The following is a 26,944-nucleotide window of genomic DNA, read 5'->3' as shown; positions in this document are numbered from 1 at the left end:
AGAGTTCAGCCTACCTTCTGACGGCAATTCATCTCCACCTGAATTGTTGGGTTTCACCCGTAACACAAATCAGATGGAGTTTTCTTGCCGAAAAGGATAAAGTTATCCTTTCTAAACATGTTAGATTAAAAAGGGTAACTTTTTTGTAAGTTTTCAACTCAAGAATTTTTCAACATATAATTAGTTTTCTTCTGGTAAATCGCATATGAAATGTAATTTACATAATTAAATTTACACGCATTCCTTTTTACTTTTGCTTTCATAAAAAAACTTTAGTATCTTTTATTTTTGAAATATGTAATTTCTTGTTTTCAGTTCACGCAACAAAATTATTCTTTAAATTAGGATTTAACGCGAAGATGAGATTTGCAATTAACTCCCCTCCTCCAATTGTACAAAGACATGAAAATGGATACTTTTTTATAAAGGAGTTGCTTCAGTTATATATAAATACGTGTATAATTATCATGATTTTCAATATCTGTATTACTAATCTAATATGTATAAGAAAAGAGGATATATGCTCGTATATTGAACATAATACCCTCTTCTTAGTTTAGTCCATTTAAATGGACTTCTGAGACTCTATATTTATTTTAGAAAGGACAGCATAATTTTCTCTGTTTCTTCTTTACTTAAATCACCTGCAAGAATTATGACTTGATAAGCGCTATTCTTTCCTTTTGCAGGAACAATCATTTGCATTACTTTAGAGGGTTCCTCTGTATCAAGACTTTCAACTAAGGTTATTTTTGTACCTTCTAATTCATAATTTGTTACCTTTTCATTATACTCCGCTCTTTTATTCGAGAATTCTTTTGCATCATCAGTAACTGCAGATTGGTGCACAATATATACATTATCTTTACTTTCATTTTGATATTCATAAATAAAATCGGGATTCATTTTTCCAGTAGTCATCGGTGTTGTAACACCTTCTCCAGTTAATTTAAACCCTTTTACCACATAACTTGGGGTCTTAATTGGAAAATCAACATATTTCTGTGCTTCCTTTTTAGTTAATCTAAAATGCGAATGAATTTTCTCTCTAAATGGTCCAATTTCTTCACTGTTTTTCTCATATTTTTTTTCCTCTTCTGGGTCTAACTTTTCAGGACTTCCTACTTGCCTTACTTTTTTATCTAAAATATGTGCTTCTGTTTCCAAAGTAATGAATCGATCAAATTCTTCTTTCGTAAACAGATTCCTCGCCACTCCAAGCTCTGTAAGTAAAGTATTATAGTCTCCTTCTGAAACAAAAAATTTTGCTTCTGCTTGTTCTTTTGTACCAATCATTTTTTCTACAATTTGCTGTATAGGAATATCGGATTGTGTTTTTAATTCCTTTATATTATTTTTCACTTCTATTTGTTGTTTCTCAGGGCTAGTCGGCTTATCAGCACGGGCGTTTAATAAGGATACAGATGAAACGACAATAATTGCCACAGCCCCTATCGCAGACCAACGATATGATTTTTTTTGGAATTTTTTAATCATTAGAATTCTCCTTTTTAACGCTCTCTTGTTTTTACTAAAATTTGCTATACTTGGTACTTGGTAATAACTTGAGTAGTGTTCCAATAGACTAATAATAGTATGTCCATACGCAATTTGTTCCTCTGCATCTATACATGTAAGAGCTAATGCATCGCATGCTAGTTCTTGATCTTCCCGCATACATGAGTAGGCATACCATAGAATTGGATTAAACCAATTTAAAATGAGTAAGCCATGCATAAGCCAGTTCACACCAACATCTCTTCGCTTGATGTGAGCTAATTCATGATGAAAAATATATCGTAACTGTTGCTCATCTAATATTTTCATATGTACAGTTGACAATAGCAACTTGGGACGAATAAATCCAAACACTGTTGGACTGGAAACCTTTCCAGATACAAATAGAGGGATATTCCGTTGAATAGACATAGATTGTTTACACTTTTCAAAAATCTGGACAATCTTCTCGTCTGTAATAACAGGTTGTTTTTTTATGTAAAGTAATAAACGCCTGTTCATTATAAAAGTAGCAACGCTTAGAAGGATAACGCCAGTAAGCCAAATGTATATACAGATTGTATAAAATGATATCGACTCATCGTCCTGCTTTTCATTAATACCTGCTTGTGTCTTGTTTGCCTGAACAGTTTTTGTTGAACTTGCGGTATAAGTATCTTCTTTTGTGAGAACCTTTGTATCGTCTATACCTTTTAATTCTTGCGTACTCTCTTTTGTAAGAAACTTAGCTACAGGATTTCCCCTAGAAATGAATGCATCATCATTCTTGTAAGTAAGAACAGAATAGATACTATAGGAACTATCTGGCGACCAAGGTAATACAAGTCTTATAATTAATATGATCCATAGCATATATTGCCAACGTGGAGTTAACTTATTTCTAAACAAGACCTTGATACACAAGATTAGGCCCACTAATATACTAGCCATAATGGAAGTCTCAATCATCCAATCAAAAAAAGCAGGTAGATAGATATTTATAAATTTTTCTATCACTATAATCTATCCTTCCTCTGATTTTCCTCAGTTTTCTCATCCAGAATACGTTTAAGTTCGTTAATATCTTCTGAAGACAGCTTTTCTTCTTTTAAGAAATTTACAAGTAAAGGTTTAAATGCTGCACCATAGAAACGTTTAAGTAAAGATTTCGTTTCTACTTGTAAATAACTATCTTGCGATACCAAAGGATAATAAGAGTACAAACGCCCTTTATCTTGATGATAAGCCACTGCTTCTTTGTGAACTAATCGATTAATCAGTGTTCGAATCGTTTTCGGTTTCCAATCCATTTTTACCTCCAACGCTTCAATTACTTCATTTGCCGTTTGTGGAGATTTTGACCACAATTCTTTCATTACTTCTAATTCAGCTTCCGAAATTTTAGGTAATTGTTTCATTAGTTTAAATTACACCCTCCTTTGATTACATTTGTAATCCACAATTGAATATTACACTTGTAATCTCTTGTTGTCAAGCTTGTTTGGTGTTTGTGGAATCCTTTCCTATACCTATCAAGATAAGAATGGAAAAAATTAAGAGAAGTTTAGACTCTCATGTCCTGCTAATGAGATAAGAAAGTAAATCCTTCATGAATATTTTTGTTACTAATATAGAACTGGATTTCAACTTCACATCTATTTAGTATTTGCTATTTTTACAAAGTTTCCACTTTGGTGTCTTTGTTTAAAAAAGTACCCATTTTCTTGTCTCGATATATGGACAGGAAAGTGGGTACTAAATGCAATGTATCTGTAGATAAAGCAGCATTTTTCACTATAAAATAAGTTCCTACTTTCATGTCTTTGTACACCAATGTTGTACAAGGACATGAAACTCTAAACTATTTAGACAAGAAAGTCTGTACTTTCACTTCTTGAACTTTTTATGAGGTGAATAATCACCTTAACACTCCACTTCTCTGACAGTACATTTTTCCGAATCTAATAACTAAACATAATTAAAAAACTTTATTTAAGCTCGTGTTTTAATTAGAACAGCATTAATTAATATTAATTTCTTCTAATAATATAGATGGATTAGAAGTGAATATAATGAAGTTTAAGTGTGTAGTATGTATCAGTATTCTATTCTTCGAGGAAGATGGCGTTCCAATATAAACAACATGGCCAAGCTTATTATAAGGAACGTCATTCATAGATATAGTAATTATATCTTTTAAGGGGATGGTAATCTCTGCTGATTGCCAAGCAATCATTACACTATCTTGAGACTTTGTTATACTCATTCTTGACATTTTATATCAATCCTTTTTTAGTTTTAGATAAATAACTAATTATCTAAATTAGTCAAATAACTACATTAATTATTATATCTCAATATAGTAAATCATTGCGTTTGTATGTAAAATTACATTTGTAACCTTTGATTACCATAAAAATACAATTTATTAATAACAATTTGAACTACTAGTAATCAATTGTACTTCTATAAGTTAACAGTAATTTATTACAAATACATCTCCTGTTCTATTAACAATTTAATTAAAACATAAATTAATGTGATTTTTGTATTTAATGATGTGAAGAATTTTTAGAACATCTATCCAATAAAAAAGACCATTATACCTTATAAAAGTTACGATGGTCTTTTTTATTATTCTTACATTATATTTGATTGCTCTTTGTCTTGCTTCTCGATAGTGAATTTTGAAACTAATGCTGACAATGCTTCTACTTTTTCTTTTATTTTGTTAGATTGATTCGATATTTCCTCGATTGATGCTGCTTGTGATTGGATAGACTGTACAGTTTGAGTTGTTTCCTTAGCTACTTGCGTGGCAGTTTCAGAAACACTGGACATAGAGGCATTGACTTCTTCTGTACCAGCAGACATTTCTTCTGTCGCTGCAGATACTTCTTGAATTTGACTAGTGATTTTATTAATAGCCGACATAATAGATGAGAATGCTTGATCTGCTTTATTAGCTGTTTCTTTTCCTTCTGAAGCTTTTTGTTGGCCTTTTTGCATTGCAGCAACTGTATCTTTTGTATCTTTTTGAATGGCTTGTATTAAATGATTGATTTCATATGCAGATGTTTTAGACTGCTCAGCTAAATTTCCTACTTCCGCTGCCACTACTGCAAATCCTTTGCCATTTTCTCCAGCACGTGCAGCTTCAATTGATGCGTTTAAGGCAAGTAGGTTTGTTTGTTCAGCAATATTAGTGATTGCATCCAGAGCTTTATCTATTTGTTGCGTACGTGTAACAAGCCTCTCAATTACTTTAGAAGTTTCTTCAACAACCTCATGAATACTATTCATTTGAAGTATAGATTGTTTTATCACTTCACTACCAGAATTGACTTGTTCTGTTGTTGTGACAGCTACTTCTGTAACCGTTGCTGAAGATTCAGCTACTGTTTGAACTCCAGTCGCAATTTCTTCCATTGATGATGAACTTTCTTGAATACTTGTAACTTGCACTTCTATTTTTTTATCAACCTCAGATATTGTTTGAACAACTTCTCTTGAAATATGGGATGCTCGTTTAGTATCTTGTAACATCCCATCGGTCGAAGAAATAACCTCTTGTGTTGTGATTTTTACTTGACCAATTAATTGTTGTAAGTTATCCAACATGCTATTAAAAGACTTCACAATGCTTCCCAATTCATTATTTGATTTATAAGAAGTACGTATCGTTAAATTACCTGCAGATACCCCTTCCATATCTCTTTCTAATAGTACAATTGGTTGTTTAATCGCGCTTTTAATGATATAGCCAATAAAAATAACAATTGCAATTGCTATAATGGAGATACTAACAAATAGCTTCATGGTATTTGTTGCACTGTCAGTATTATTTTTTTGTAATTGATCTGCATTATTATTATTAAATTGGATAAGTTCGCGAATTGCCTGAATTGACTTTTTCATATTAGGATCAACCTCTTTTAGGTAATAAGCATATGCTTCTTCATTATTAGATTGTCCCAAATCTTGCACTTTTTTCAGTTGTGTTCTTAAGTCTTTGAATATTGTATAAAATGTGTTATACAATTCCTTTTCTCTATTAGAACTAACTCTTGTCTCAAACTTCTTTAATAACTGATCAGTTTCTGCACGAGTCACATCTATTTCTGTTAAAAGTTCTTTTATTCGTTTTTCATCTTTTGATAGGATCGTTTCCTTTACATTCATATTGATCAGATAAAAATTAGACTCTATAGCTCCTATCCACTGAATTGGCAATAAACTATCTTCATACATAGTAGTAGAAGCATGTTCCCCTTTTTTAAGGCCCCAAAACCCTAGTATAGATAATATAATACAAGAGACACTTGCTATAACTACCATTGCGTTTAGTGTTGTGCCAATTTTACTGTTTTTTAAAAACGACAATTAAATTCACTCCATTTTATATAATGATTAAATAATTTATTGTATAAAAAAGATATTTAATTATTTATATACAATAAAAACCTTATACTTAAATTTAAATAATAAAAAATAAATGGTTAAAAGGGCGTGTTGGTATATATTTAGATCAACGCGCTCTTACATATATTTAAACCCTATATCAATTTCTTATTCCATTCATTTAACTCATAAATACTTTTATATCCGGCTATCATGCCAGAAGTTTATTGGAAAATGATTGTTCTCATCATAAGCTTCAAATTCATACCCTTTTTCTTTTAATCCTTTTATAATTGCTGGAACAGCCGCAACAGATTGTGGATGAATATCGTGCATTAAAACGATTTCCTTCGAAGACGTCGCACCTGCTAAGACATTTTGAACAATTTTTGCGGCTGCTACATCCACAGGTAATTTATTGTATTTCCAATCTAGAGAATCAATTGTCCAATCCCATACTTTTAAATTATTTTTGACCACTTCATTTCGAAGTGATTCATTTAAGCCAGGCATTGATCCATATGGTGGACGTGTTAATTTCGGTGTGTTTCCAATAACATTCCGAATTAAAGATTGATCTTCTTTCATTTCCTTAACATATTCCTGATTAGTGTATAACTTTTTAAAATCATGTGTCATACTATGCATGCCCACATAATGGTTCTCTACATGCTCTCGTTTCACCAAATCTGGGAACCTTTTCACATTGTCGCCAATTAAAAAGAATGTTGCTTTCACATCATTTTCCTTTAATACATCTAATAAATTAGCTGTATATTTTCCTGGTCCATCATCAAAAGTTAAATATACAACTTTTCTTTCTTTACCATCAAAACGAGTAGGTATCGATTTTTTTAATTCATTTTTAGGTAGACTGCTCACTTGTTGAACACTGTTTACCTCTTCCGCATTTACCAGCTTAGGATTCGTAATAGATTGAAACATGTAATACCCTATTGCTACTAATGTAATAGCCAACAATACACTGATAATTCTTTTTTTCTTAAGCTTAATTTTCATATTATAATCTTCTTTCCATCCTATTATTCCACTTTATGTTGTTTAGTTATATTATCCTATTAGTTTATAAATTTTTTTAACTTAACCACTCTCAATTTTGGATTACTTATTTTAATAATCTATATAGGTAAAAATTAGTGTCCTGCACTAACATTCATGCCATTTCCTATGATAGTTAGAACCAAAGGATATAATACTGGTCCTAGGGTAAGGAAAATATTAAAAATCACAATAAATGTATATAACAGGCTATAATTTTGACTATTTGAATGTGCAAATACTAGGATAACTAATGTTATTATAGTAATGAAATGTAGTAGTAACATTATCAACCAATAATACATCATTATAGTAAGATTCACCTTTCCTAATAGTTGGCATGTTATCCCTATTATTATTCCTAATACTGTAGCATTAAAGGAAATAAATAAAATTCTTTTTAGTATTCTAGGAAATGTTTTGTAATCCACCGTTTTATTATATAAGCCTATTAGAATGCCTAAAGATAGATATGCCAGTAATAGCCCTACCCAATCCCAGATCCAATCTTGACCTCCCATTAAAGTAAACAAAAGCGAAATGACCCCTCCTACTGCAAGAATCAAGGAGATCATAATGTTAGTTAAAGCTGATTTCATAATGTTTTCACTTCCTAAAAAATTTTATAATTAAGCATTGGTGTTTACTCATATGTTGTCATTTACTTATTAGAACTTCTTTTTAATTAACTGAGAACCTGTTTGATAGTATTCTTCCATTACTTTTTTTGGAATCATACTTCCTCCTCTCCCCCCTTTATGCAATTTAACAGGTCTAATCATTCCTGCTAATGTTGTTGGTTCTAGCTAAATATCCTCTTTACCCACTATTTCTTTTAATAGTTTATATAAATGATTATCACCAACTGTATATGCCCCACTTAAAAATGGTTCCATTGCTTTCCCTACAAACCCAGATGCTATTCCAAGTGCCAGTCCATCCGCTATTGTATTATTGTCAATCCCAAAATCTTAGACAGAAATTCAATCATATAATCAGGTCATCACACTTAATAGTTCACATGGAAGAATAAGTATCCATCATTTCTCGTCTTATTTACTATTCTCACAACTATGCAGGTGCTTGAAAATTAATCATACTTTATTATAATTAAGTATATTAACAACATGTTTAGTATAAGTGAATAAAATTAATTTTAATTTTAATTTTATTTACTTATTTAAAGGGGATTACGCATATGAACAATATTAATATCGGTGAAAAAATTATGGTATTTAGAAAAGGTGCTGGATTAACTAGTAAACGGTTAGCTGAATTAGCTGATATAACACCTTCCATGTTAAGTCAGATTGAGAAAGGAACCACGAATCCATCCTTACAAACACTAAAACTAATTTCTGCAGCATTAAATATTGCTTTATTTAATTTTTTCTTAGAAGATACCAATACAGAAGAATTAGTTGTAAGAGCTAATCAAAGAAAAAAAATAACTTTCCCTGAAAGCGGCAATGTTTCGTATGAGTTATTATCACCTAATTTAAATGGATCACTGGAATTAGCTTTAATGAATCTGTTACCTCAAACCGCTTCTTCTATGGAGCCTATGGCACATAAAGGTGAAGAAATAGCATTTGTTATGGAAGGACAAGTAAAACTATATCTAAATGATGAGGTTTTACTTCTTAACCCAGGTGATAGTGTTAAAATCCCACCATACGCAAAACATAAATGGGAAAACACTTCTTTACACAAAGTCACTGTTATATTTGGAGTAACCCCACCATCTTTTTAATTTGAAGTACTAGCGCATAAAAGTTAGAGAAAATAATTCTCTAACTTTTTTGTATACATAACTATATTTTAAAAAAGTAAAAAACTTGTCTCATAATTATATGTCATTTAAATCTAAACGATTATGAGTAGTGAAAGAGACCTTTCTAATTACATACTTAATTTACTTTTTAATGTCCAGTATTTTTCTCCAGTAGTGTCAAAAGAGAATTCCACCCATCCATTTGGATCTTCACGATAAATAAAGATGTTTGTTCCACGAGTTACTGTACCAACTTTATTTTCCTCGACTGCTACATCTGATTTACTTTTAATTTTTAAGTTAAATGGATACGGTACATGGTAATAAGCAGCTGTTGATACAACATTTGCTGTTGTCCCATCTTCATACATGTTATATGGAATGTTATTAGATAACGCTTCAACATCTAATGTTTCAGGATTCATTGGTAATTTTTTTGCAGATGTATAGTCTTCCGCACGGAAAGGTTTAATACGTTCCATAATATTTGCAATTTTTCCAGCCCAGCCTTTGTCTGATGCATATTTTACGTTCATACCAGCTAATGTTGGTCCATTATAGTGCATGCCATCTTCTTCTAAATATCTTTCTCGTACATAATTGGCATTATAAGCAATACTGTCACCGTAGGTTGGTAAATATTTTGCATATTTAAACGGATCCTTATCATACGCGCGTAACCCAAATAAATTGTGTTTTCGATATGCGATTTCTGATTTTCCATATCCAGACTCTAAAATTGCATGTGCTGCTAAATACTGTGCATTGACACCGTATTGATTTTGCGCATTAATAAAATCTTGCCCATGTCCAACTAACGGACTATCTGAATGGTATTTTGCAATAAAACTATCAATCTCTTGGGCTGTAATTTTCGAAGCCACTGTTAAATTTAAATCCTCATACGAAGTAGCAGTAATGATTTCTTTGTCTTTTAAACCATTATTTTGATTTTGTTGCAACATATCAGTTTTAGCAGTAAGTTGAGCGGCTTCAGCTCTTGTTATGAATCTATTAGGTTGCCAACCGTTATCAGTACCAACTGAGATTTTTAAGTCAATTAAAATATTGGCGAATCTTTCACCCCAATGTCCTTTTAAATCCTCAAATTTACTTTGGCCATTTTCATGTGTTGTACTTTGTAATTTATAAGCATTTACTAGCATGGTCGCCATGGCAGCACGAGTAACTTTACCGGATGGATTGAAGATGCCATTCCCTTCTCCTTTAATGATGCCAGCTTTTTCAGCTGCAGCAATATAGGGAGTAGCCCAGTGGTCTTGAGAATCTGTAAAGGAAGGTTTGGCATTGAAGTCAATTTGCATATCCAAAACCCTTGTCATAATAGTCGCCGCAGAAGCTCTGTCTAATGAATCATTTGACCCAAAAATCCCATCTGGATAGCCACTTAATACATGTTTATCTACTAAATAATTAACAGATTGCTCTGCCCACTTTGGAACATCAGGAAATTTGTGAGTATCTGCAAATATATTAGATGAGTAGGATAGTAGACTTCCTGCAATAATTCCTGTAGCAATTAACTTGGATTTCATAAAATATTCTCCTTCTAAATCTTAATTTCTATCCATTTTCATGCATTCAATTTACATTATTTCTTTATTAAGATATAATAATAAGAAATTGCAATAAATGTTGGTGAGCTTATTGAATAATTAATTATATTGTTAATGGACTATATATAAGGAGTTGCATAAATAAAGGTTCTTTATCCAACAGAGTATATAGAGAAAAGGTTTTCTATCAATATGTATCTTTTAAAAATTTTTAAGTATAACATACATTTGGTTCAACGATTTTAGCTACCTGTATATAAGTGTCAATGAACAAATATAAGTTTATATTCAACTTTTCCAATTAAATTCAAGTTTGTATACTTGTTAAACTAGTAAACAAACTTGAAAATTAATCTCAATTAATATCGATTAATTATAGTTAAGTATACATTAATGCGTCAACAATTTATTAATTTTTAGTAAATAAAATTAATTTATATTGATTTTATTTGTGAATATTAAACATTTTTGTTAAAGTTATTCATTGACACTCATGCATATAAGTAACTATAATCGTTACACCAAATTGGATAGATGTCAGCATCATCAAAAACATATAAATTAAAAAAAGAAAATCTCAATTTGGTAATACAATAGATTGGTAGAGGTGTATATTTTTATGAAGCACAAATTAATCACAACAGGTATCCTTGCGGGGGCTATATTATCCTATTCTTCTAGTATTTTTGCGGATACTCACAAATTTCCTGATGTTCCAAAGTGGGCAGAGCAATCTGTTAATTATTTAGTAGAAAAACAAGCTATATCAGGTTTACCAGATGGTACCTTTGGCTCAAACGCTACGTTAGATCGAGCTTCCGCCGCAACAATTATAACAAAAGCCTTAGGGATAAAAATTGAAACAACAGCCAAACCTTCCTTTACAGATGCCCAAGACCACTGGGCTACTCCCTATATTGCTGCAGCTGAAAAAGCTGGCATCATTAAAGGAGAAGGGAATGGCATCTTCAATCCATCCGGTAAAGTTACTCGTGCTGCCATGGCGACCATGCTAGTAAATGCTTATAAATTACAAAGTACAACACATGAAAATGGCCAAAGTAAATTTGAGGATTTAAAAGGACATTGGGGTGAAAGATTCGCCAATATTTTAATTGACTTAAAAATCTCAGTTGGTACTGATAACGGTTGGCAACCTAATAGATTCATAACAAGAGCTGAAGCCGCTCAACTTACTGCTAAAACTGATATGCTGTCAAGAGATATGAATAGTGAATTAAAAGAAAAAGACTATACAAGTACTAATACTAATACTCTTCTAAATCAGCACCAAAAACTTTCAGGCAAAATAATTGAAAAAACGGATGACGGATTGGTTGTTTCTGGTAAAAATTCAAGTGTATACGCTATCGTTTCTTCCCCTGAGGTACTTAAAGATATTCAGATTGGGGATACCGTTACCATTTATGCTCCTATGTTTATAGGCTCAATACCAGGTGAGCCAGCTACAGCTAAATATGCAATTGTTCAAAAAGAAAATGAAGAAAACGTTCTAAAAAAACAATATAAAATGCACACTGGAAGTGTAATCAATAAAACGAAGGAAACAATCCAAATTTCTAATGAAGGCCTGACTGTTACTGCTGCTGTTTCTTCTGAAGTGCTTGAGGATATTCAAGTTGGGGATACCGTTACTATTTATGGGGCAGCCTTTATGAGTAATATGGCAAGTGGTGATTTATCTGCTAAAGCTCCAATTATTGAAAAGTTGGCAAGTAAGACAGTGACTCCTAATACAAGTGTAGATAAATCGGAATCTATATCAAAAGTCGATAAAAAAGAACAAAATGCTCTGGATCAACACCAAAAACTTTCAGGTAAAGTAATTGAAAAAACAGAAGACGGATTAGTGGTTTCTGGTAAAAACTCAAGTGTATACGCCATCGTTTCTTCCCCTGAGGTACTTAAAGATATTCAGATTGGGGATACCGTTACCATTTATGCTCCTATGTTTATAGGCTCAATACCAGGTGAGCCAGCTACAGCTAAATATGCAATTGTTCAAAAAGAAAATGAAGAAAACGTACTAAAAAAACAATATAAAATGCACACTGGAAGTGTAATCAATAAAACGAAGGAAACAATCCAAATTTCTAGTGAAGGCCTGACTGTTACTGCTGTTGTTTCTTCTAAAGTACTTGAGGATATTCAAGTTGGGGATACCGTTACTATTTATGGTGCGGATTTTATGAGTAATATGGCAAGTGGTGATTTATCTGCTAAAGCTCCAATCATTGAAAAGTTGGCAAGATAACCAAAAGGAATCCAATGGGAAAATCCCCATACTACTAAGTATATAGATGCTATTGCTCTAACATCTATAGTTGTGTTAATTATTTAAAACTGATATAAATTTGCTTTGTCTAAAGTTAAAAACAAGAAGCTCCTTAATTATAAGAAGTTTCTTGTTTTTTGTATAAGTGAATGTGATATATAATTATTAAAATAGAATATGTTATTTCTCATGAATCTATTAATTAAGAATAATTTGATGGATATTTTATTCTAAACTAAAATTTTGCAGATTTATAGAACTAAATACATGTAATCTTGCGTGAACGTATAGGTTTAAATACTACGTTACTTTGTTTATAAAGAAAAGGCATCATAAGATGCCTATCTATTCTGTAATAAATTTAAATACATAGTACATAAAAAATAGACAAGATAGATAGGCTAGCCTGCCAGCAATTGATTCTCTCATAAATTTCATAAGTATGACTTTTACAAGCAATGCTAAGAATAACGGTATAAACAGTACCATAGCAAGTTTTATTGCTATGTCATTTATTGTTGGATTAAATGGTTCAAAATTAATTATAATATTCACTTACCCTTCTATCATCTTTTTATTCATATAACATAATTATATAAATAAAATCACTGCAAAGATACTATAAGGTTCCTTCCTCCAACGTTTTAATCGGTTCTGGTGCAAATATAGGACACATTTCTAGGAACAATCAGGATTTCTACTGAAATTGTTCTTTTTTATCATATGCATGGCTTCTACTCCTATATGATATTATCCTATATAACAAAAAAAGCACGGCTATGATTTCTAGGAGCATTGAAAATGTTCTATCGTACTAAATTTACTTTCATAAATAGAACATTTAATAAAAGACCTTGCTACACAAAATAGCAAGGTCTAGATAGAGTAAAATGAGAACCTTCAATATTTATAGGTATTTTTATTTAGATTAATTTCCACAAAATAACATAAAAAAACTAAAAAGCAAAAAGGACACTTTTTTAGTTTTTCTAGCTTCCCAGCACAAATTTGAAAAAAGATTTCAAGCTATCCTTCACTAACTTTAGATTTTTCTCTTAAATTCTTCTCGAAGATAACCCTATTATCTTCCATCTTATTATAAGTTTGAAATAAAGCTTCTCTTTTCTTTTTTCATTTTGAGATATTTCCTTTTCTTACCTTGACGGCGATACCTACTTACATCAGAACCTAAAAAATTAATAAAAACGAAGCGACTTATTTTAATCACTTCGTTTTCTCAGCTCATCATTTTTCCAAAATAATAACAAAAATAATTTATTTCCTTTTGATTTTTCTCTAGTCTAATTAATTTTTCCTTTTTGACAGTCTCCCTACATAACCCTCTTAAACATCTTCTCAAGCTCATAAGTAGAATGATGCACAAGAATTGGTCTTCCGTGCGGGCATGTGTATGGGTTTGTTGTTGTACGAAGTTCTTCCAGTAAAGCAAATATTTGATCGTTCGTTAAATATTGATTTGCTTTAATGGATGCTTTACAGCTCATCATGATGGCTGCTTCTTCGCGTAGTTTTTTAATATCAACTTTTTTTAGTTTGACGACTTGTTCCATCATTTCGTCGATAATTTCTGTTTCTTGCCCTTTCGGGAACCATGTTGGATGCGAGCGGACGATAAAGGATTGATGGCCGAATTGTTCTAAGAATAGGCCAACTTTTTTCAGTTCTTCTAGTTGCTCTTCGACACGTAAAAATTCAGTAAGAGATAAATCGATACGGTATGGTACAAGTAGTTCTTGTACTTCTTGCGCTACTCTTCCTACTTTATCACGGAAGTATTCATAATTAATACGCTCCTGCGCGGCATGTTGGTCAATCATATATAAGCCTTTATCATTTTGAGCGAAAATATATGTTCCGTGCATTTGTCCAATTGGATAAAGCGGTGGTAAGTCATTACCGTTCATTTCAATCTCTTCTATTTCCTGAACTTCTTCTTCCAATTCCTCTAATTCAAAGTCTTCATCGTTACTGTTCCACGATTTCTCTTTTTGAATTGGTTCTTCCATTATCGGTTTAGTAGATGGCTGCCAACTTTGTTCTTCCCTTACGAGCGACTGTGGTGGTTGCCATTCTTGTTTCGGCGGTTGCCACAGTTGTGCTGGCTGTTTCACAGCCAGTTGTTCTTCTTGTTTTTCATCCATGCCAGTCGGTAAAACAATGTCTGGCATAGATCGCTCTTTCGGCTTCGCATGCTCAAACTGGAACTGTTCTTGCACACTTTCATCTTTTTCTTTTTTCTTCGTTGTTACACCTGCATCTGGAATGAGCTGTATTTTTTTGAATGCCGATTGCAATGTTTCTTCGATAAGCTTTAGTAATTCTTGTTCTTTACTAAAACGAACTTCTAATTTCGCTGGATGTACGTTAACGTCAACAAGCATTGGATCCATTTCAATCGATAAGAAGCCGATTGGATATCGTCCGACTGGCAGTAATGTATGGTATCCTTGCTGAATGGCTTTCATTAATACGAAATTTCGAACGTAACGACCATTTACGATCGTTGACATATAATTTCGAGATGCTCTCGTTACTTCTGGTAATGTGACATAGCCTTTAATTGTAAAATCTAAAGATTCAGCTTCAATTGGAACAAGCTTCTTCGCAACTTGAATGCTATAAATTGATGCAAGTACTTGTCTTACATCACCATTTCCTGATGTATGAAGCAATTTCTTTTCATTATGAAACAGCTTTAATGATACTTCTGGATGTGACATTGCAATACGATACACGATATCTGTAATATTCCCAAGCTCTGTATGAATGGTTTTCATATATTTAAGACGCGCTGGTGTATTAAAGAATAAGTTTTGTACTGTAATATCTGTTCCTTTTCGGCTCGCTGTTTTCTCCTGCTTTATAATGTCTCCACCTTTAATCATAAGGTGTGTACCAGGCGCATCACCTGTGCTAGTGATTAATTCTAATTCACTAACTGAGGCAATACTCGGCAGTGCCTCACCACGGAAACCGAGTGTTCTAATGCGAAACAGGTCGTTTTCATCTTTAATTTTGCTCGTCGCATGTCGTTCAAAAGCGACGATACAATCTTCTTCTGCAATGCCATCCCCATTATCAATGATGCGAATTTTTGATAAACCAGCTTCTTCTAAGTGGATTTCAATAGATGTACTATTCGCATCGATAGAATTTTCCACAAGTTCTTTTACGACTGAGGCAGGGCGCTCTACTACTTCCCCTGCCGCAATTAAGTTAGAGAGTTGATCATCGAGTTTGCGAATTTTCCCCATCTACTTACTCATCCTTTCTTTAACTTTTTCTGCAAGCGATACAGTTCGTTCATCGCCTCTAAAGGTGTCATATCAAGTAAATCAATTTTTTTAATTTGCGCAAGTACTGCCGTTTCTTTTGCATCTAGAACTGACTTGTCTTGTTTTTTCGAAGACTGTTCTCCACCAAAGAATGATAATTGCGATTCTTCCTCAGTCTCTACTTTCGTCTCTTGTATTTCTGCTGGTTCTTCTTTTACAACAGCTGGTTCTGGAGCCACTTCTTGTACTTTCACTTCTGTACGCTTTGGAATAATAATTTCTTCTTGTCCTTCTAGTTGCGCTAACACTTCTTTCGCACGAGCGATTAAGCTATCTGGAAGCTCCGCAAGTTGCGCAACGTGAATTCCGTAACTTTTATCAGCTGCTCCATCTTGGATTTTATGAAGGAATACTACTTTTCCATTCTCTTCAATAGCTGAAACGTGTACATTCTTCAATTGTCCTAAACTTTCTTCTAGCACCGTCAATTCATGATAATGCGTAGAGAATAACGTTTTCGCACCAATTTGGTCATGAATATGTTCAATAATTGCTTGTGCAAGTGCCATACCATCATACGTAGATGTACCGCGTCCAATTTCATCGAATAAAATTAAACTTCTTTCTGATGCATTTGCAATTGCATTTTTCGCTTCTAACATTTCGACCATAAATGTACTTTGACCCGAAATTAAATCATCCGCTGCACCAATTCTCGTAAAGATTTGATCGAATACAGGTAATACCGCTTCTGTTGCTGGTACGAAACAACCAATCTGTGACATAACAGTTACAAGTGCTAATTGTCTCATATACGTACTTTTACCAGACATGTTCGGTCCTGTAATTAAAAAGACATCCATCTTCTCCGGCATAATACAATCATTCGGTACATACAATTTCCCGTTCAATACTTTTTCAACGACAGGATGACGACCATCTTTAATAAAGATTTCGCGCTTAGTTGTTAAAACAGGTTTTACAAACTGTTCTTCTTCACTAACTGTCGCGAAACTTTGCAGTACGTCTAATTCACTAATTACTTTCGCTAAATGTTGTAATTTCGGAATAAATACTTTTACTTCTTCACGAAGCGCTGTAAATAAATCGTATTCTAATTGTACAATTTTCTCTTCTGCTTCTAAGATTAATGTTTCTTTTTCTTTCAATTCATCTGTAATGAAACGTTCCGCATTAGCAAGCGTTTGTTTACGCTCATAGCGGCCTTCTGGAAGCGCTGCAAGATTCGCCTTCGTCACTTCAATGTAGTAGCCGAAAATACGGTTGTACCCGATTTTTAACGATTTAACTCCTGTAATATCACGCTCTCGTTTTTCAAGCTCAGCGATCCACGTTTTCCCGTTTTTACTAACGTAACGATATTGATCAAGCTTGTCATTATAACCGTCTTTAATAATATCTCCATCTTTAATAGAAAGCGGTGGGTTTTCTTGAATACTTCTTCCTAGTAATTCAGTTAAGCTCTCACATGGATCCGCACCTTGAATTAACCTTGCTGCATAAGCATTATCTAACAAACTAATCGCTTCTAAAATAGCCGGTACTTGAAGTAAAGATCGTCTTAACTGTAATAAGTCCCGTGCATTCACATTACCAAATGCAACTTTCCCTGCTAAACGTTCTAAATCATATACTTCTTTTAATTTTTCTTTTAAATCTTCACGTAAGAAGTAATCATTTACAAATGTTTCAACCATTTCTAAACGCTCTTCTACTTTTTCTTTTTGGATCAGCGGACGTTCCATCCACTGTTTTAACATACGACCACCCATAGCTGTTTTCGTTTTATCTAATAGCCATAATAATGATCCTGTTTTTTCTTTCGTTCGGAGTGTTTCTGTCAGCTCTAAATTTCGCTTTGAATGCACATCAATTTTCATAAATTGATTCGTATAATAAATTTCCACTGGTTGTAAATGGTCTAACGAACGTTTTTGCGTTCTTATTACATAGTTAAATAAACGTCCAACTGCTTTAATTAACTTTGCTTGCGAAACGTTTTTCACAAGATGTTCTAACCCTTCCGGAATCGTTGTTGCATCTTCATACGAAATCGTCATTTTTAATGTTGCAGTTAATTTATTTAATTCATCTTTTGAAAATGTAGAATCTACAACAATTTCTTTTGAACCAGTTGCATACACTTCTAATAAAATATCTTCTACTGAACCTGTTAACAACGTTACTGTATTTTGTCCAGTCGTTAAATCATTACAAGCTAAAGCATACGATCCATCTTCAAAATGTGTTAATGCTGCTAAGAAGTTATTTTCTTTCTCATCAATAGTACGCCCTTCCATCATCGTTCCTGGCGTAATTAGTTGTACTACTTCACGGCGTACTACACCTTTAGCTGTTTTTGGATCTTCCACTTGCTCACAAACAGCTACTTTATATCCTTTTTCAACAAGTTGTTCAATATAATTTTTAGCTGCATGATGTGGTACACCGCACATCGGTATACGATCACTACTACCACCATCTCGGCTCGTTAATGTAATTTCAAGTTCATGAGCTGCTTTAACCGCATCTTCAAAGAACATTTCATAAAAATCACCTAATCGGAAAAATAAAAAGGCATCTTGATAGTCTGCCTTAACCTTTAAATATTGCTGTATCATAGGGGTATATTGAGTCATACTTTTCCTCCATAATTCTTACATAGTAATCAATTTTCATATATGTCACACTTCACGGACATCCATATCTCCTATTTCAGGAGTCTTTCCTCATTATAGCACATTTCATAAGGAGTCATGTTCATTCAAGCATCACTTATGTAAAGTAAAAAGCTAGGAAGAACTTCTCCCTAGCTTTCTATTACTCTTCTTCTGCATCGACGATAAAGTTCGGATCTAATTCTTCAAACTCATCATCATCGACTTGGAAATCCTCGTCTGATTCTACGCAACCTTCAGGATTTACACTTACACAAATTTTCGTTTCCCCAACTACTTCTGTTACAAATTCACGTTCTACAGTTACAACAATTTTATTACCATTTGGTGATACAAGAGCTTCTAAACAATTTGGTGGCTGAATGACACGAGCAATAATTTCTAAATCATCACCAGAAAAGTTTTTATCACGATACCCAATACTCACTTCATCAGTGTAGTTCACACGTTCTGTTACAACTTCTGTCTTTGTATTACCATCAAATGAATACCAAGTGTTCACATCATAGAAACCTTCAATTTCCACATGCTTTCCATTCTTTCTTGCTTCGTACGAGTGGTTAATTACCCAGCACCCTAAAATACTTGTTGGCTCATTATTCGATTCACATGTATGCGTTGACTTTGTATACTTACGTCCTTTTCCAACCACTGCTTTTGTAATAATCTCTCTAAATTCGGACATTCGTAACCCTCCTCAATCACTATTCACTTAATCATATGCGTGACAATAGCGGAATGTGTCATTCTTTTTTCGAGAAGAACTTACGTTTAACCCATTAAAAAAAGAGATGTCAATTCGACATCTCTTTAACAACCACAATTTCCTTTTTTACTTTCTACCGCTGCGCCCGTTTCACCCTTCAATACATCGCCATTAGTTGAAATTAATATTTCATCTGTTACGTTGTTAGAAATCGTACTTGCAACTAGCTGCAGTAAGTCATTTACATATGTTTGTGAAGATTTAAATTCTTGCACAACTGGGATACTATCCAACTTATCTTGCAATGCATCAATGTCAGCTTCTACTTTTTTCAAAGCTTCCCATTTCCCGTAATGCTGCAAGTTTACTGCTTGTTTTTGCAGTGCTTTAATTTCATCAATTGCGCGCTTTACATTTTCATTTTTATGAATTTGCGCCTCTGCTTTCTTAAAGAAATCAACTTCTTCTGTTTCAGAAATCATTTTTGCTAATTCTTTCGCTTGTTCAACAATTTCATCTTTCGAATATGCTTTCATCTATTATTCCACCTCAATCGGCGCTTCAACTAATTCCCCGTTAAGAGACCAAGTTTTTGCTTCCGTTACTTTTACTTTCACAAGCTGACCAATTAAAGATTTTGAAGCGACGAAGTTTACAAGTTTATTCGTACGAGTATAACCTGCGAGCACTTCTGGATTATTTTTACTTTCCCCATCAACTAACACTTCTACAATTTGACCTTTGTAACGATTATTCTTTTCAATCGCCAACGTATTTACTAGTGTATTTAAGCGTTGAAGACGTTCTTTTTTCACTTCCATCGGTACATTATCTTTCATTTTTGCAGCTGGTGTACCTTCGCGCGGAGAATAAATAAAGGTAAAGGCAGTATCAAATCCTACTTCACGATATAACGACATCGTTTCTTCAAATTGCTCATCTGTTTCATTCGGGAAACCAACGATAATATCAGTTGTGAATACTGCATTTGGAATTGCTTCTTTAATTTTTCTTACAAGTTCTAAATAATGCTCACGTGAATATTTGCGCGCCATAATTTTTAACATATCTGTACTTCCAGATTGAACTGGTAAGTGAATATGTTCTACTAAGTTTCCACCTTTTCCAAGCACTTCAATTAAGTGATCATCGAAATCACGTGGATGGCTCGTTGTAAAACGAATACGGGCAATATCAACTTTACGGAGTTCGTCCATTAAATCGCCAAGACCGTATTCAAAATCTTCAAAGTCTTTACCATATGCATTTACGTTCTGGCCAAGTAATGTAATTTCTTTATAACCATTCGCAGCTAAATGACGAATTTCTTGGATAATGTCTTCTGGACGTCTGCTTCGCTCTTTTCCACGTGTATACGGCACGATACAATATGTACAGAACTTATCACAGCCATACATAATATTTACCCAAGCTTTAATATCACCACGGCGTACTTTCGGAAGGTTTTCAATTACATCCCCTTCTTTTGACCAAACTTCAACTACCGTCTCCTTCGAGAACATCGCATCTTTAAGAATATACGGCAATCTATGAATATTATGCGTTCCAAACACCATATCTACATGCTGATTTTTTTGCATAATTTTATTTACAACAGATTCTTCTTGAGACATACAACCACATACACCAATTAAAAGGTCCGGATTTCTTCTTTTTAATGACTTTAAATGACCTAGTTCACCGAAAACTTTATTTTCAGCATTTTCACGAATTGCACAAGTATTTAATAAAACTACATCTGCATCTTCAGTTGAAAAGGTTGGCTCATATCCAAGTGCGGTGAAAATACCCGCCATTACTTCCGTATCATGCTCATTCATTTGACAACCATATGTACGAATATAGAACTTTCTTCCTATACCAAAATTGCGAAATTCTTCAGATAAGCCAAAATCCCGTTCAATTTTAACTTCTTCTTTCCCTCGTTTTTTCGCGTCTTTTAAGGAAGGTGGTTGGTATACACTTTCAAAGTATTTACTATAATCTTTCTCTTCTTTTTTCGTAGAGGAATTTGCTTGTCGACTTGCTAATCGTTGTTGCTCGTTCATTGGTAATCTCCTTTCACCCTTAACTATACACACTCTATAGTCCATTTTAATGCGCTTTGACTCACCTCAAAAATGGTTAGATAGCTTGAGAGATAACTTGTCCTTTGAAACTTGAGTAATCAATCTAATCATTCATAAGAATGAAGTCTTCCCCACACAAATAGACATTCCCTTTTCATACTTCTTTTTGTCCTATCCAAAAGCATATTGCTTTATCCCTATAAACATTACCATAGTATGAAGCGTTGCGCCAATTTTAACAAGAAAGAGGCTCTGTCTGATCTTACATTTCATCAGCAATGAACTCGCCATTTTCATACAACGATTTATATATTATTTTACCATTCTGAATTTTCTAAGTAAATAAGACTATCCTATATTTTTTACTCATAAAAAAAGGTTACCAAATGGCAACCTCCTCTTCTTACATTACATAAATTCAGCTACGAGTTCATCAAACATTTTCTGATCCATATTTAAATCAGCTTGCACTAAAGGCTTCTCACTATAGCCTTTTACAAGTTCTTGGTATGAAGGTTGCGCTGTATTTTGATATATTAAACCTGTTACTAATCCGTTATTTTCCATTAACGTTTGCATAGCCATCATGCGATTAGATGGATCATATCCCTCTACTGTACTTAGTTTTGTTAAATTCTCTTTAAACCAATCGTAAGTATTTACTTTATTGTAAGTAACACATGGGCTGTATACGTTAATTAATGAAAATCCTTTATGGTTAATACCAGCTTCAATAATTTGTGTTAGTTCTTTTAAATCACTTGAAAAGCTTTGCGCCACAAATGTAGCACCAGCTGTTAAAGCCATTTCCATAACATTTAGTGACGGTTCAATTGAACCTTGTGGTGTGCTTTTCGTTTTAAATCCAGCTTCACTACGCGGTGAAGTTTGCCCTTTTGTTAATCCGTAAATTTGGTTATCCATTACGATGTACGTAATGTCGATGTTACGACGAATAGAATGGATTGTATGTCCCATACCAATCGCAAATCCATCACCGTCACCACCTGATGCGATAACTGTTAAATCACGATTTGCCATTTTCACACCTTGTGCAATTGGAAGGGCACGACCATGAATACTATGCACACCATATGAATTAATATAACCTGAAATACGCCCTGAACAACCGATACCGGAGATAACAGCAAGTTCATCTGGATTTAAACCAACGTTAGCTGCCGCACGTTGAATTGCAGCTTGCACCGAGAAGTCTCCGCAACCTGGGCACCAGTTTGGTTTTATGCTGTTACGAAAGTCCTTAAATGTTGCCATTTAATACAACCCCTTTTTTGCATTCGTTGTAAATCTCTTTCGGCAAGAATGGGTTCCCATCATATTTTAAAAGACTAGAAATTTTCTCACCGTTACCAAGATTCATTTTCATAATGTTAGCAAGCTGACCTGTTGCATTGTTTTCTACCACTACAACACGCTTCGCATTTTTCACAAGTGGATCGATTTCAGCTGTTGGGAACGGGTGAACTAAACGTACATGAGCATGGTTTACTTTCATACCCTCTTGTTCTAAGCGCTCCATTGCCTCTTCGATTGCACCACGAGTTGAGTTAAACCCAACAAGCAATACGTCCGCTTCTTTATGCTTAACATTTTTATAGACAGGGGTGTTAAACTTCAAGTTCTCCATTTTACGGAAACGTTTGTCCATTTGATCTTTACGGTTTATTGCTGATTCAGATGGTTTACCAGTTTCATCATGTTCTACACCTGTAACATGGTGAACACCATTTTTCATACCAGGTAAAACACGTGGTGAAACGCCATCTTCGGTTACTTCATAACGCTTGAAGTATGCTTTATTTTCACGTTCTGGTAATTCCGCTTCTAAATCAAGCTTACCGCGACGAATTTCCACTTTATCTAACGTAAGCGGTTCTACAGTTTGTTTTCCTAGAGAAAGCTGTAAATCCGTTAAGAAAATAACAGGTACTTGATATTCTTCAGCTAGGTTAAATGCTTCTACAATATCATAGAAAGCTTCTTCAACTGTACTTGGCGCCATTACGATTTTTGGAATCTCACCGTGCGTACCGTAAATCATCGCCATTAAATCCGACTGCTCTTGTTTCGTTGGTAATCCTGTACTTGGACCACCACGTTGTGTATCAACAATTACTAATGGTGTTTCTGTAATCCCCGCTAAACCAATCGCTTCCATCATTAAAGATAGACCCGGACCAGCAGATGCAGTTAATGTACGAACACCAGCATAGTTTGCACCGATTGCCATTGTACAAGCTGCAATTTCATCCTCAGTTTGGATTACTGTTCCGCCAACTTTTGGTAATTTTTTAATTAAGTATTCCATAATTTCAGATGCAGGTGTAATTGGATATGCAGACATAAAGCGAGCACCACCAGCTACCGCACCAAATGCGATTGCATCGTTTCCAATCATAAACATGCGTTTCTTACCATCAGCTTTTTCAAGCTGCATCATGTTAACTTTCTCACCTAGCAACTCTTTCATATATTGAGAGCCACGTTTAATTGCGTCCATATTCTTTTGAACGACTTGCTCTCCTTTACGACCAAAGATCTCTTCAACAACATTTAAATAAGCTGTTTCATCTAATCCTAATACCGCACTTGATGCCCCAACAGCAACCATGTTTTTCATTAATGATGTACCTAATTCTGAAGCAATATCTGTAAACGGTATCACATATAGATTTACATCTGTATTATCAGGTATTGTTGGATTAAATTTCGCATCCGCAACTACAATTCCACCTGGACGTAGTTCGTGGAAGTTAAAATCAATTGTTTCTTGATCAAAAGCAATTAAAATATCTAAATCATCTGAGATCGCGCGTACTTCTGTTGTACTTACACGAATTTTATTATTTGTATGGCCGCCTTTAATACGTGATGAGAAGTGGCGGTAACCGTATAGGTAATATCCTAATCGGTTTAATGCAATACAGAAGATTTCTCCTGTACTTTCAATTCCTTCACCTTGTTGGCCTCCAACTTTCCATGAAAGTTGACTAATCATCTCCTACACCCCTTTTGGCTGCATTCATTGTAGTGTATTTTTTTACAGTAATAGTTTAGCATTTTTTATACAAATAAACTACAACGGACGCAAATTATGCCTCTTCTGATTTCCCTGAATCTTTAGTATAAAGCTATTTTGTTTTTCATTCTAGTATTAGGTCTTAAAAAAAGCAATAATATCAAATGAATTAATTCTAATTTTTCTGGATTTTTAAAACAAAAATCTTAAAAGCTTATATGTTCAACAAAATTATCATATAAAAATCGCTCTACAGTAGATGCAGCATAGTGTTTACAAAGCTCATTAATTATATTTTCATATTCTCCATACGCTGATACATTTACAACTGTTTCTAATATCCCATCAAAATCCGAACCAAACCCTATATTGTTCTCTCCACCTAATGAACAAATATATTCGATATGTTTTACTATATCTGCTATATTCGCTTGTTTTTCACTTATTAGAAACTGTGGTACGAAAGTAACACCGATCATGCTATTTCGCTTTATAAGAGCTCTAAGTTGTTCATCGTTTAAATTACGTGGGTGCTGACAAAGTTTCGTACAATTTGAATGGGAGGCAATAGGATTTTTTGCAATTTCTATCACATCCCAAAAGCTTCTTTCATTCAGATGCGACACATCGGTCCATACATGTAACGTATTAAGTTCTTGTACAACGTGTTTACCAAAGGTCGTTAAACCCGCCCCACGTGTCTCTAGCGCACCATCAGCTAATAAATTGGCATAATTCCATGTTAGTCCAAAAGAACGTACTCCTAGACGATAAAACAACCGTAATTTCATTGCATCTTTTCCAATTGCTTCGCATCCTTCTAGTGTTAATATCGCTCCAATCTCGTCCTGTTTTAACATGTTAATATCATCTTTTGTCTGAATAAACTTTACACCCGGTAATGATAAAATTTCATTATAAAAAATATCTACCATTTGTAATGCCACTTCAAATCGTTTTTCATATAGGACCGTTTCTGGCACATATATAGCAAAACATTGTATACTTCCTTTTCTTTTCTTTAACTGTTCAAATGTAATATGTAATTGCGGATCGTTTTTAAAATCCTTTTTCCCCTGTGCACTCCATAACCGAAAGAGTACATCACAATGAGCATCAAAAATTTTCATTTCCATTCCTCCATTATAAAAACAACCTGTTTGCATACTGCAAACAGGTTGTTTAAACTTAACGAGGTTCTACAATTAATTTTATTGCTGTACGCTCTTCCCCATCAATCATAATATCTGTGAACGCTGGGATACAAATCAGGTCTAAACCACTAGGCGCTACAAATCCTCTTGCAATTGCTACTGCCTTTACCGCTTGGTTCAATGCACCTGCACCAATGGCTTGAATTTCTGCTGTTCCGCGTTCGCGAATAACACCTGCAAGTGCACCAGCTACAGAATTAGGGACCGACGTTGCTTTAACTTTTAATATTTCCATTCCGCGTTTCCTCCTCGTTTCTATAAAAAGTATTAGCAATTATTTCACTTTAACTTATATTCACGAGGAATGACGCGTATTCCTGCTAAATTTCTGTAATTTTTCTAAAAAATTAAAAAATAATAACTTTTCTAAATCTTACCCAGAAATTACTCAAAAAATGGCTGATCATCATTAATTAAGATACGCTGGATTTTCTTAGCTTTTCCTGTATTAGGATCCACATCAACTAGCACTGCACTTAATTGTGTTCTACCACTTGTCACTTCAAATCGTACTGGTAAGTTTGTTAAAAACTTCTTCAATACCGCTTCTCGATCCATACCTAAAATCCCATCGTAAGGACCTGTCATACCAACATCTGTGATATATGCAGTTCCGCTTGGTAAAATACGATTATCTGCTGTAGGAACATGTGTATGTGTACCCACTACTGCTGTAGCACGACCATCTACATACCAACCTAACGCTTGTTTTTCACTTGTAGTTTCCGCATGAAAATCAATAAAGATAATATTCGTACGTTTTTTTGCAATGTTAATTAATTCATCCACTTTACGGAATGGACAATCAATTGGAGGAAGGAATGTACGTCCTTGTAAGTTAATAACTGCCACTTCTGTTCCATTGCAGTTCACAAAGATAAGTCCTTTTCCTGGAGTTCCTTCTGGGAAGTTAGCTGGTCTTGCAAGATATTTTGCGTCATCAATAAATTCAAATACTTCACGGTTATCCCAAGCGTGGTTTCCAAGTGTAACCGCTTGTGCCCCGCATTCTAAAAAGTTTCGATATATTTTTTCCGTAATTCCACGTCCACCTGCTGCATTTTCTCCATTAATAATGGTTACTGTAGGTGTATATTTCTTCTTTAATGCCGGTACGTATTGTTGAATCATACCTCTACCAGGAGATCCTACTACATCCCCAACAAATAATATTCTCATATGCCTTACCCTTCCTATGTACTACATTTTTTATTACTATAGCTTCAAGTGATTTCCTTACAATATATTTATTATAAGTTTGTTTCACTTGTATACTAATTCCCTTTATTTTAACC

At 33.9% G+C, this 26,944-nt stretch carries 20 protein-coding genes and 1 pseudogene; 2 read left to right on the top strand and 19 right to left on the bottom strand.

Annotated elements, in window-relative coordinates; all coding sequences use genetic code 11:
- Positions 1 to 591 precede the first annotated feature (591 nt).
- The 7 genes and pseudogenes from QCI46_RS08825 to QCI46_RS08795 form a co-directional block, all read right to left on the bottom strand.
- Positions 592 to 2,514 carry a M56 family metallopeptidase gene (locus QCI46_RS08825; protein WP_353839966.1) on the bottom strand — a complete coding sequence of 641 codons (1,923 nt, stop codon included), beginning with the start codon at positions 2,512 to 2,514 and terminating at the stop codon, positions 592 to 594.
- On the bottom strand, positions 2,514 to 2,915 hold the full coding sequence (locus QCI46_RS08820) for a BlaI/MecI/CopY family transcriptional regulator (protein ID WP_149236912.1): 402 nt from the start codon (positions 2,913 to 2,915) through the stop codon (positions 2,514 to 2,516). Before QCI46_RS08820 ends, QCI46_RS08825 begins: the two co-directional genes overlap by 1 nt.
- Before the next feature lie 602 nt (positions 2,916 to 3,517).
- Positions 3,518 to 3,763: a SunI/YnzG family protein gene (locus QCI46_RS08815; RefSeq protein ID WP_483299028.1), complete on the bottom strand. Its 246-nt coding sequence runs from the start codon at positions 3,761 to 3,763 to the stop codon at positions 3,518 to 3,520.
- 374 nt (positions 3,764 to 4,137) lie between these two features.
- Positions 4,138 to 5,880: a methyl-accepting chemotaxis protein gene (locus tag QCI46_RS08810; protein ID WP_353839964.1), complete on the bottom strand. Its 1,743-nt coding sequence runs from the start codon at positions 5,878 to 5,880 to the stop codon at positions 4,138 to 4,140.
- Between the two features lie 216 nt (positions 5,881 to 6,096).
- Positions 6,097 to 6,918 carry a peptidoglycan-N-acetylglucosamine deacetylase gene (locus tag QCI46_RS08805; protein WP_353839963.1) on the bottom strand — a complete coding sequence of 274 codons (822 nt, stop codon included), beginning with the start codon at positions 6,916 to 6,918 and terminating at the stop codon, positions 6,097 to 6,099.
- A gap of 134 nt (positions 6,919 to 7,052) precedes the next feature.
- Positions 7,053 to 7,556 (bottom strand): DUF3902 family protein, encoded by a 504-nt coding sequence (locus tag QCI46_RS08800; protein ID WP_353839962.1) that lies wholly within the window; start codon positions 7,554 to 7,556, stop codon positions 7,053 to 7,055.
- 69 nt (positions 7,557 to 7,625) lie between these two features.
- Positions 7,626 to 7,928 (bottom strand): annotated as a pseudogene (locus tag QCI46_RS08795) (pyridoxal-phosphate dependent enzyme); the annotation flags it as partial.
- A gap of 227 nt (positions 7,929 to 8,155) precedes the next feature.
- Between QCI46_RS08795 and QCI46_RS08790 the strand changes: the two are divergent.
- The gene (locus QCI46_RS08790) at positions 8,156 to 8,710 is read left to right on the top strand and encodes a helix-turn-helix domain-containing protein (protein WP_353839961.1); all 555 of its coding nucleotides are present in this window, start codon (positions 8,156 to 8,158) and stop codon (positions 8,708 to 8,710) included.
- A 149-nt stretch (positions 8,711 to 8,859) separates the two neighbouring features.
- Here QCI46_RS08790 and QCI46_RS08785 read toward each other — a convergent pair whose 3' ends face one another.
- Complete coding sequence (locus tag QCI46_RS08785; RefSeq protein ID WP_353839960.1) at positions 8,860 to 10,287, bottom strand: S-layer homology domain-containing protein; 1,428 nt, start codon at positions 10,285 to 10,287, stop codon at positions 8,860 to 8,862.
- Positions 10,288 to 10,927: 640 nt separating this feature from the next.
- Here QCI46_RS08785 and QCI46_RS08780 point away from each other — a divergent pair.
- Positions 10,928 to 12,583 carry an S-layer homology domain-containing protein gene (locus QCI46_RS08780; protein WP_353839959.1) on the top strand — a complete coding sequence of 552 codons (1,656 nt, stop codon included), beginning with the start codon at positions 10,928 to 10,930 and terminating at the stop codon, positions 12,581 to 12,583.
- A 366-nt stretch (positions 12,584 to 12,949) separates the two neighbouring features.
- On the opposite strand, the gene QCI46_RS08775 is transcribed toward QCI46_RS08780, so the two are convergent.
- From QCI46_RS08775 to QCI46_RS08725, 11 genes are all read right to left on the bottom strand, one after another.
- Positions 12,950 to 13,159: a hypothetical protein gene (locus tag QCI46_RS08775; RefSeq protein ID WP_042596075.1), complete on the bottom strand. Its 210-nt coding sequence runs from the start codon at positions 13,157 to 13,159 to the stop codon at positions 12,950 to 12,952.
- Between the two features lie 776 nt (positions 13,160 to 13,935).
- On the bottom strand, positions 13,936 to 15,879 hold the full coding sequence (mutL, locus tag QCI46_RS08770) for a DNA mismatch repair endonuclease MutL (protein WP_353839958.1): 1,944 nt from the start codon (positions 15,877 to 15,879) through the stop codon (positions 13,936 to 13,938).
- A gap of 8 nt (positions 15,880 to 15,887) precedes the next feature.
- The gene (mutS, locus tag QCI46_RS08765) at positions 15,888 to 18,560 is read right to left on the bottom strand and encodes a DNA mismatch repair protein MutS (RefSeq protein WP_076539630.1); all 2,673 of its coding nucleotides are present in this window, start codon (positions 18,558 to 18,560) and stop codon (positions 15,888 to 15,890) included.
- Between the two features lie 181 nt (positions 18,561 to 18,741).
- Positions 18,742 to 19,284: an outer spore coat protein CotE gene (gene cotE / locus QCI46_RS08760; protein ID WP_001288802.1), complete on the bottom strand. Its 543-nt coding sequence runs from the start codon at positions 19,282 to 19,284 to the stop codon at positions 18,742 to 18,744.
- A 125-nt stretch (positions 19,285 to 19,409) separates the two neighbouring features.
- Positions 19,410 to 19,841, bottom strand: a complete 432-nt coding sequence (locus tag QCI46_RS08755) for a YlbF/YmcA family competence regulator (RefSeq protein WP_000649386.1) — start codon at positions 19,839 to 19,841, stop codon at positions 19,410 to 19,412.
- Positions 19,842 to 19,844: 3 nt separating this feature from the next.
- The gene (miaB, locus tag QCI46_RS08750; protein WP_353839957.1) at positions 19,845 to 21,374 is read right to left on the bottom strand and encodes a tRNA (N6-isopentenyl adenosine(37)-C2)-methylthiotransferase MiaB; all 1,530 of its coding nucleotides are present in this window, start codon (positions 21,372 to 21,374) and stop codon (positions 19,845 to 19,847) included.
- Between the two features lie 429 nt (positions 21,375 to 21,803).
- Entirely contained in the window at positions 21,804 to 22,670 is an 867-nt protein-coding gene (locus tag QCI46_RS08745) for a 2-oxoacid:ferredoxin oxidoreductase subunit beta (RefSeq protein ID WP_353839956.1), read from the bottom strand.
- Entirely contained in the window at positions 22,657 to 24,414 is a 1,758-nt protein-coding gene (locus QCI46_RS08740) for a 2-oxoacid:acceptor oxidoreductase subunit alpha (RefSeq protein ID WP_048545957.1), read from the bottom strand. The genes QCI46_RS08745 and QCI46_RS08740 overlap by 14 nt, the downstream gene beginning before the upstream one ends.
- Before the next feature lie 227 nt (positions 24,415 to 24,641).
- A complete protein-coding gene (locus QCI46_RS08735) occupies positions 24,642 to 25,565 on the bottom strand; it encodes a dipeptidase (protein WP_353839955.1) in 924 nt (307 codons plus the stop codon).
- Positions 25,566 to 25,623: 58 nt separating this feature from the next.
- Positions 25,624 to 25,884 (bottom strand): stage V sporulation protein SpoVS, encoded by a 261-nt coding sequence (spoVS, locus tag QCI46_RS08730; protein WP_000404341.1) that lies wholly within the window; start codon positions 25,882 to 25,884, stop codon positions 25,624 to 25,626.
- A 149-nt stretch (positions 25,885 to 26,033) separates the two neighbouring features.
- Entirely contained in the window at positions 26,034 to 26,828 is a 795-nt protein-coding gene (locus QCI46_RS08725) for a TIGR00282 family metallophosphoesterase (protein ID WP_001221093.1), read from the bottom strand.
- Between the last annotated feature and the right edge of the window lie 116 nt (positions 26,829 to 26,944).

Source organism: Bacillus cereus group sp. RP32 (assembly GCF_040459735.1).
Taxonomy (GTDB): Bacteria; Bacillota; Bacilli; order Bacillales; family Bacillaceae_G; genus Bacillus_A; species Bacillus_A wiedmannii.
The sequence above is the reverse complement of the archived record's forward strand: the minus strand, read 5'-3'. Positions and strand labels throughout refer to the sequence as shown.

Excerpts from the sequence above, each read along its gene's own strand:
- QCI46_RS08820 (WP_149236912.1), bottom strand. The coding sequence starts at position 2,915 with ATGAAACAATTACCTAAAATTTCGGAAGCTGAATTAGAAGTAATGAAA.
- QCI46_RS08815 (WP_483299028.1), bottom strand. The coding sequence starts at position 3,763 with ATGAGTATAACAAAGTCTCAAGATAGTGTAATGATTGCTTGGCAATCA.
- QCI46_RS08805 (WP_353839963.1), bottom strand. The coding sequence starts at position 6,918 with ATGAAAATTAAGCTTAAGAAAAAAAGAATTATCAGTGTATTGTTGGCT.
- QCI46_RS08800 (WP_353839962.1), bottom strand. The coding sequence starts at position 7,556 with ATGAAATCAGCTTTAACTAACATTATGATCTCCTTGATTCTTGCAGTA.
- QCI46_RS08790 (WP_353839961.1), top strand. The coding sequence starts at position 8,156 with ATGAACAATATTAATATCGGTGAAAAAATTATGGTATTTAGAAAAGGT.
- QCI46_RS08785 (WP_353839960.1), bottom strand. The coding sequence starts at position 10,287 with ATGAAATCCAAGTTAATTGCTACAGGAATTATTGCAGGAAGTCTACTA.
- QCI46_RS08780 (WP_353839959.1), top strand. The coding sequence starts at position 10,928 with ATGAAGCACAAATTAATCACAACAGGTATCCTTGCGGGGGCTATATTA.
- mutL (WP_353839958.1), bottom strand. The coding sequence starts at position 15,879 with ATGGGGAAAATTCGCAAACTCGATGATCAACTCTCTAACTTAATTGCG.
- mutS (WP_076539630.1), bottom strand. The coding sequence starts at position 18,560 with ATGACTCAATATACCCCTATGATACAGCAATATTTAAAGGTTAAGGCA.
- cotE (WP_001288802.1), bottom strand. The coding sequence starts at position 19,284 with ATGTCCGAATTTAGAGAGATTATTACAAAAGCAGTGGTTGGAAAAGGA.
- QCI46_RS08755 (WP_000649386.1), bottom strand. The coding sequence starts at position 19,841 with ATGAAAGCATATTCGAAAGATGAAATTGTTGAACAAGCGAAAGAATTA.
- miaB (WP_353839957.1), bottom strand. The coding sequence starts at position 21,374 with ATGAACGAGCAACAACGATTAGCAAGTCGACAAGCAAATTCCTCTACG.
- QCI46_RS08745 (WP_353839956.1), bottom strand. The coding sequence starts at position 22,670 with ATGGCAACATTTAAGGACTTTCGTAACAGCATAAAACCAAACTGGTGC.
- QCI46_RS08740 (WP_048545957.1), bottom strand. The coding sequence starts at position 24,414 with ATGATTAGTCAACTTTCATGGAAAGTTGGAGGCCAACAAGGTGAAGGA.
- QCI46_RS08735 (WP_353839955.1), bottom strand. The coding sequence starts at position 25,565 with ATGAAAATTTTTGATGCTCATTGTGATGTACTCTTTCGGTTATGGAGT.
- spoVS (WP_000404341.1), bottom strand. The coding sequence starts at position 25,884 with ATGGAAATATTAAAAGTTAAAGCAACGTCGGTCCCTAATTCTGTAGCT.
- QCI46_RS08725 (WP_001221093.1), bottom strand. The coding sequence starts at position 26,828 with ATGAGAATATTATTTGTTGGGGATGTAGTAGGATCTCCTGGTAGAGGT.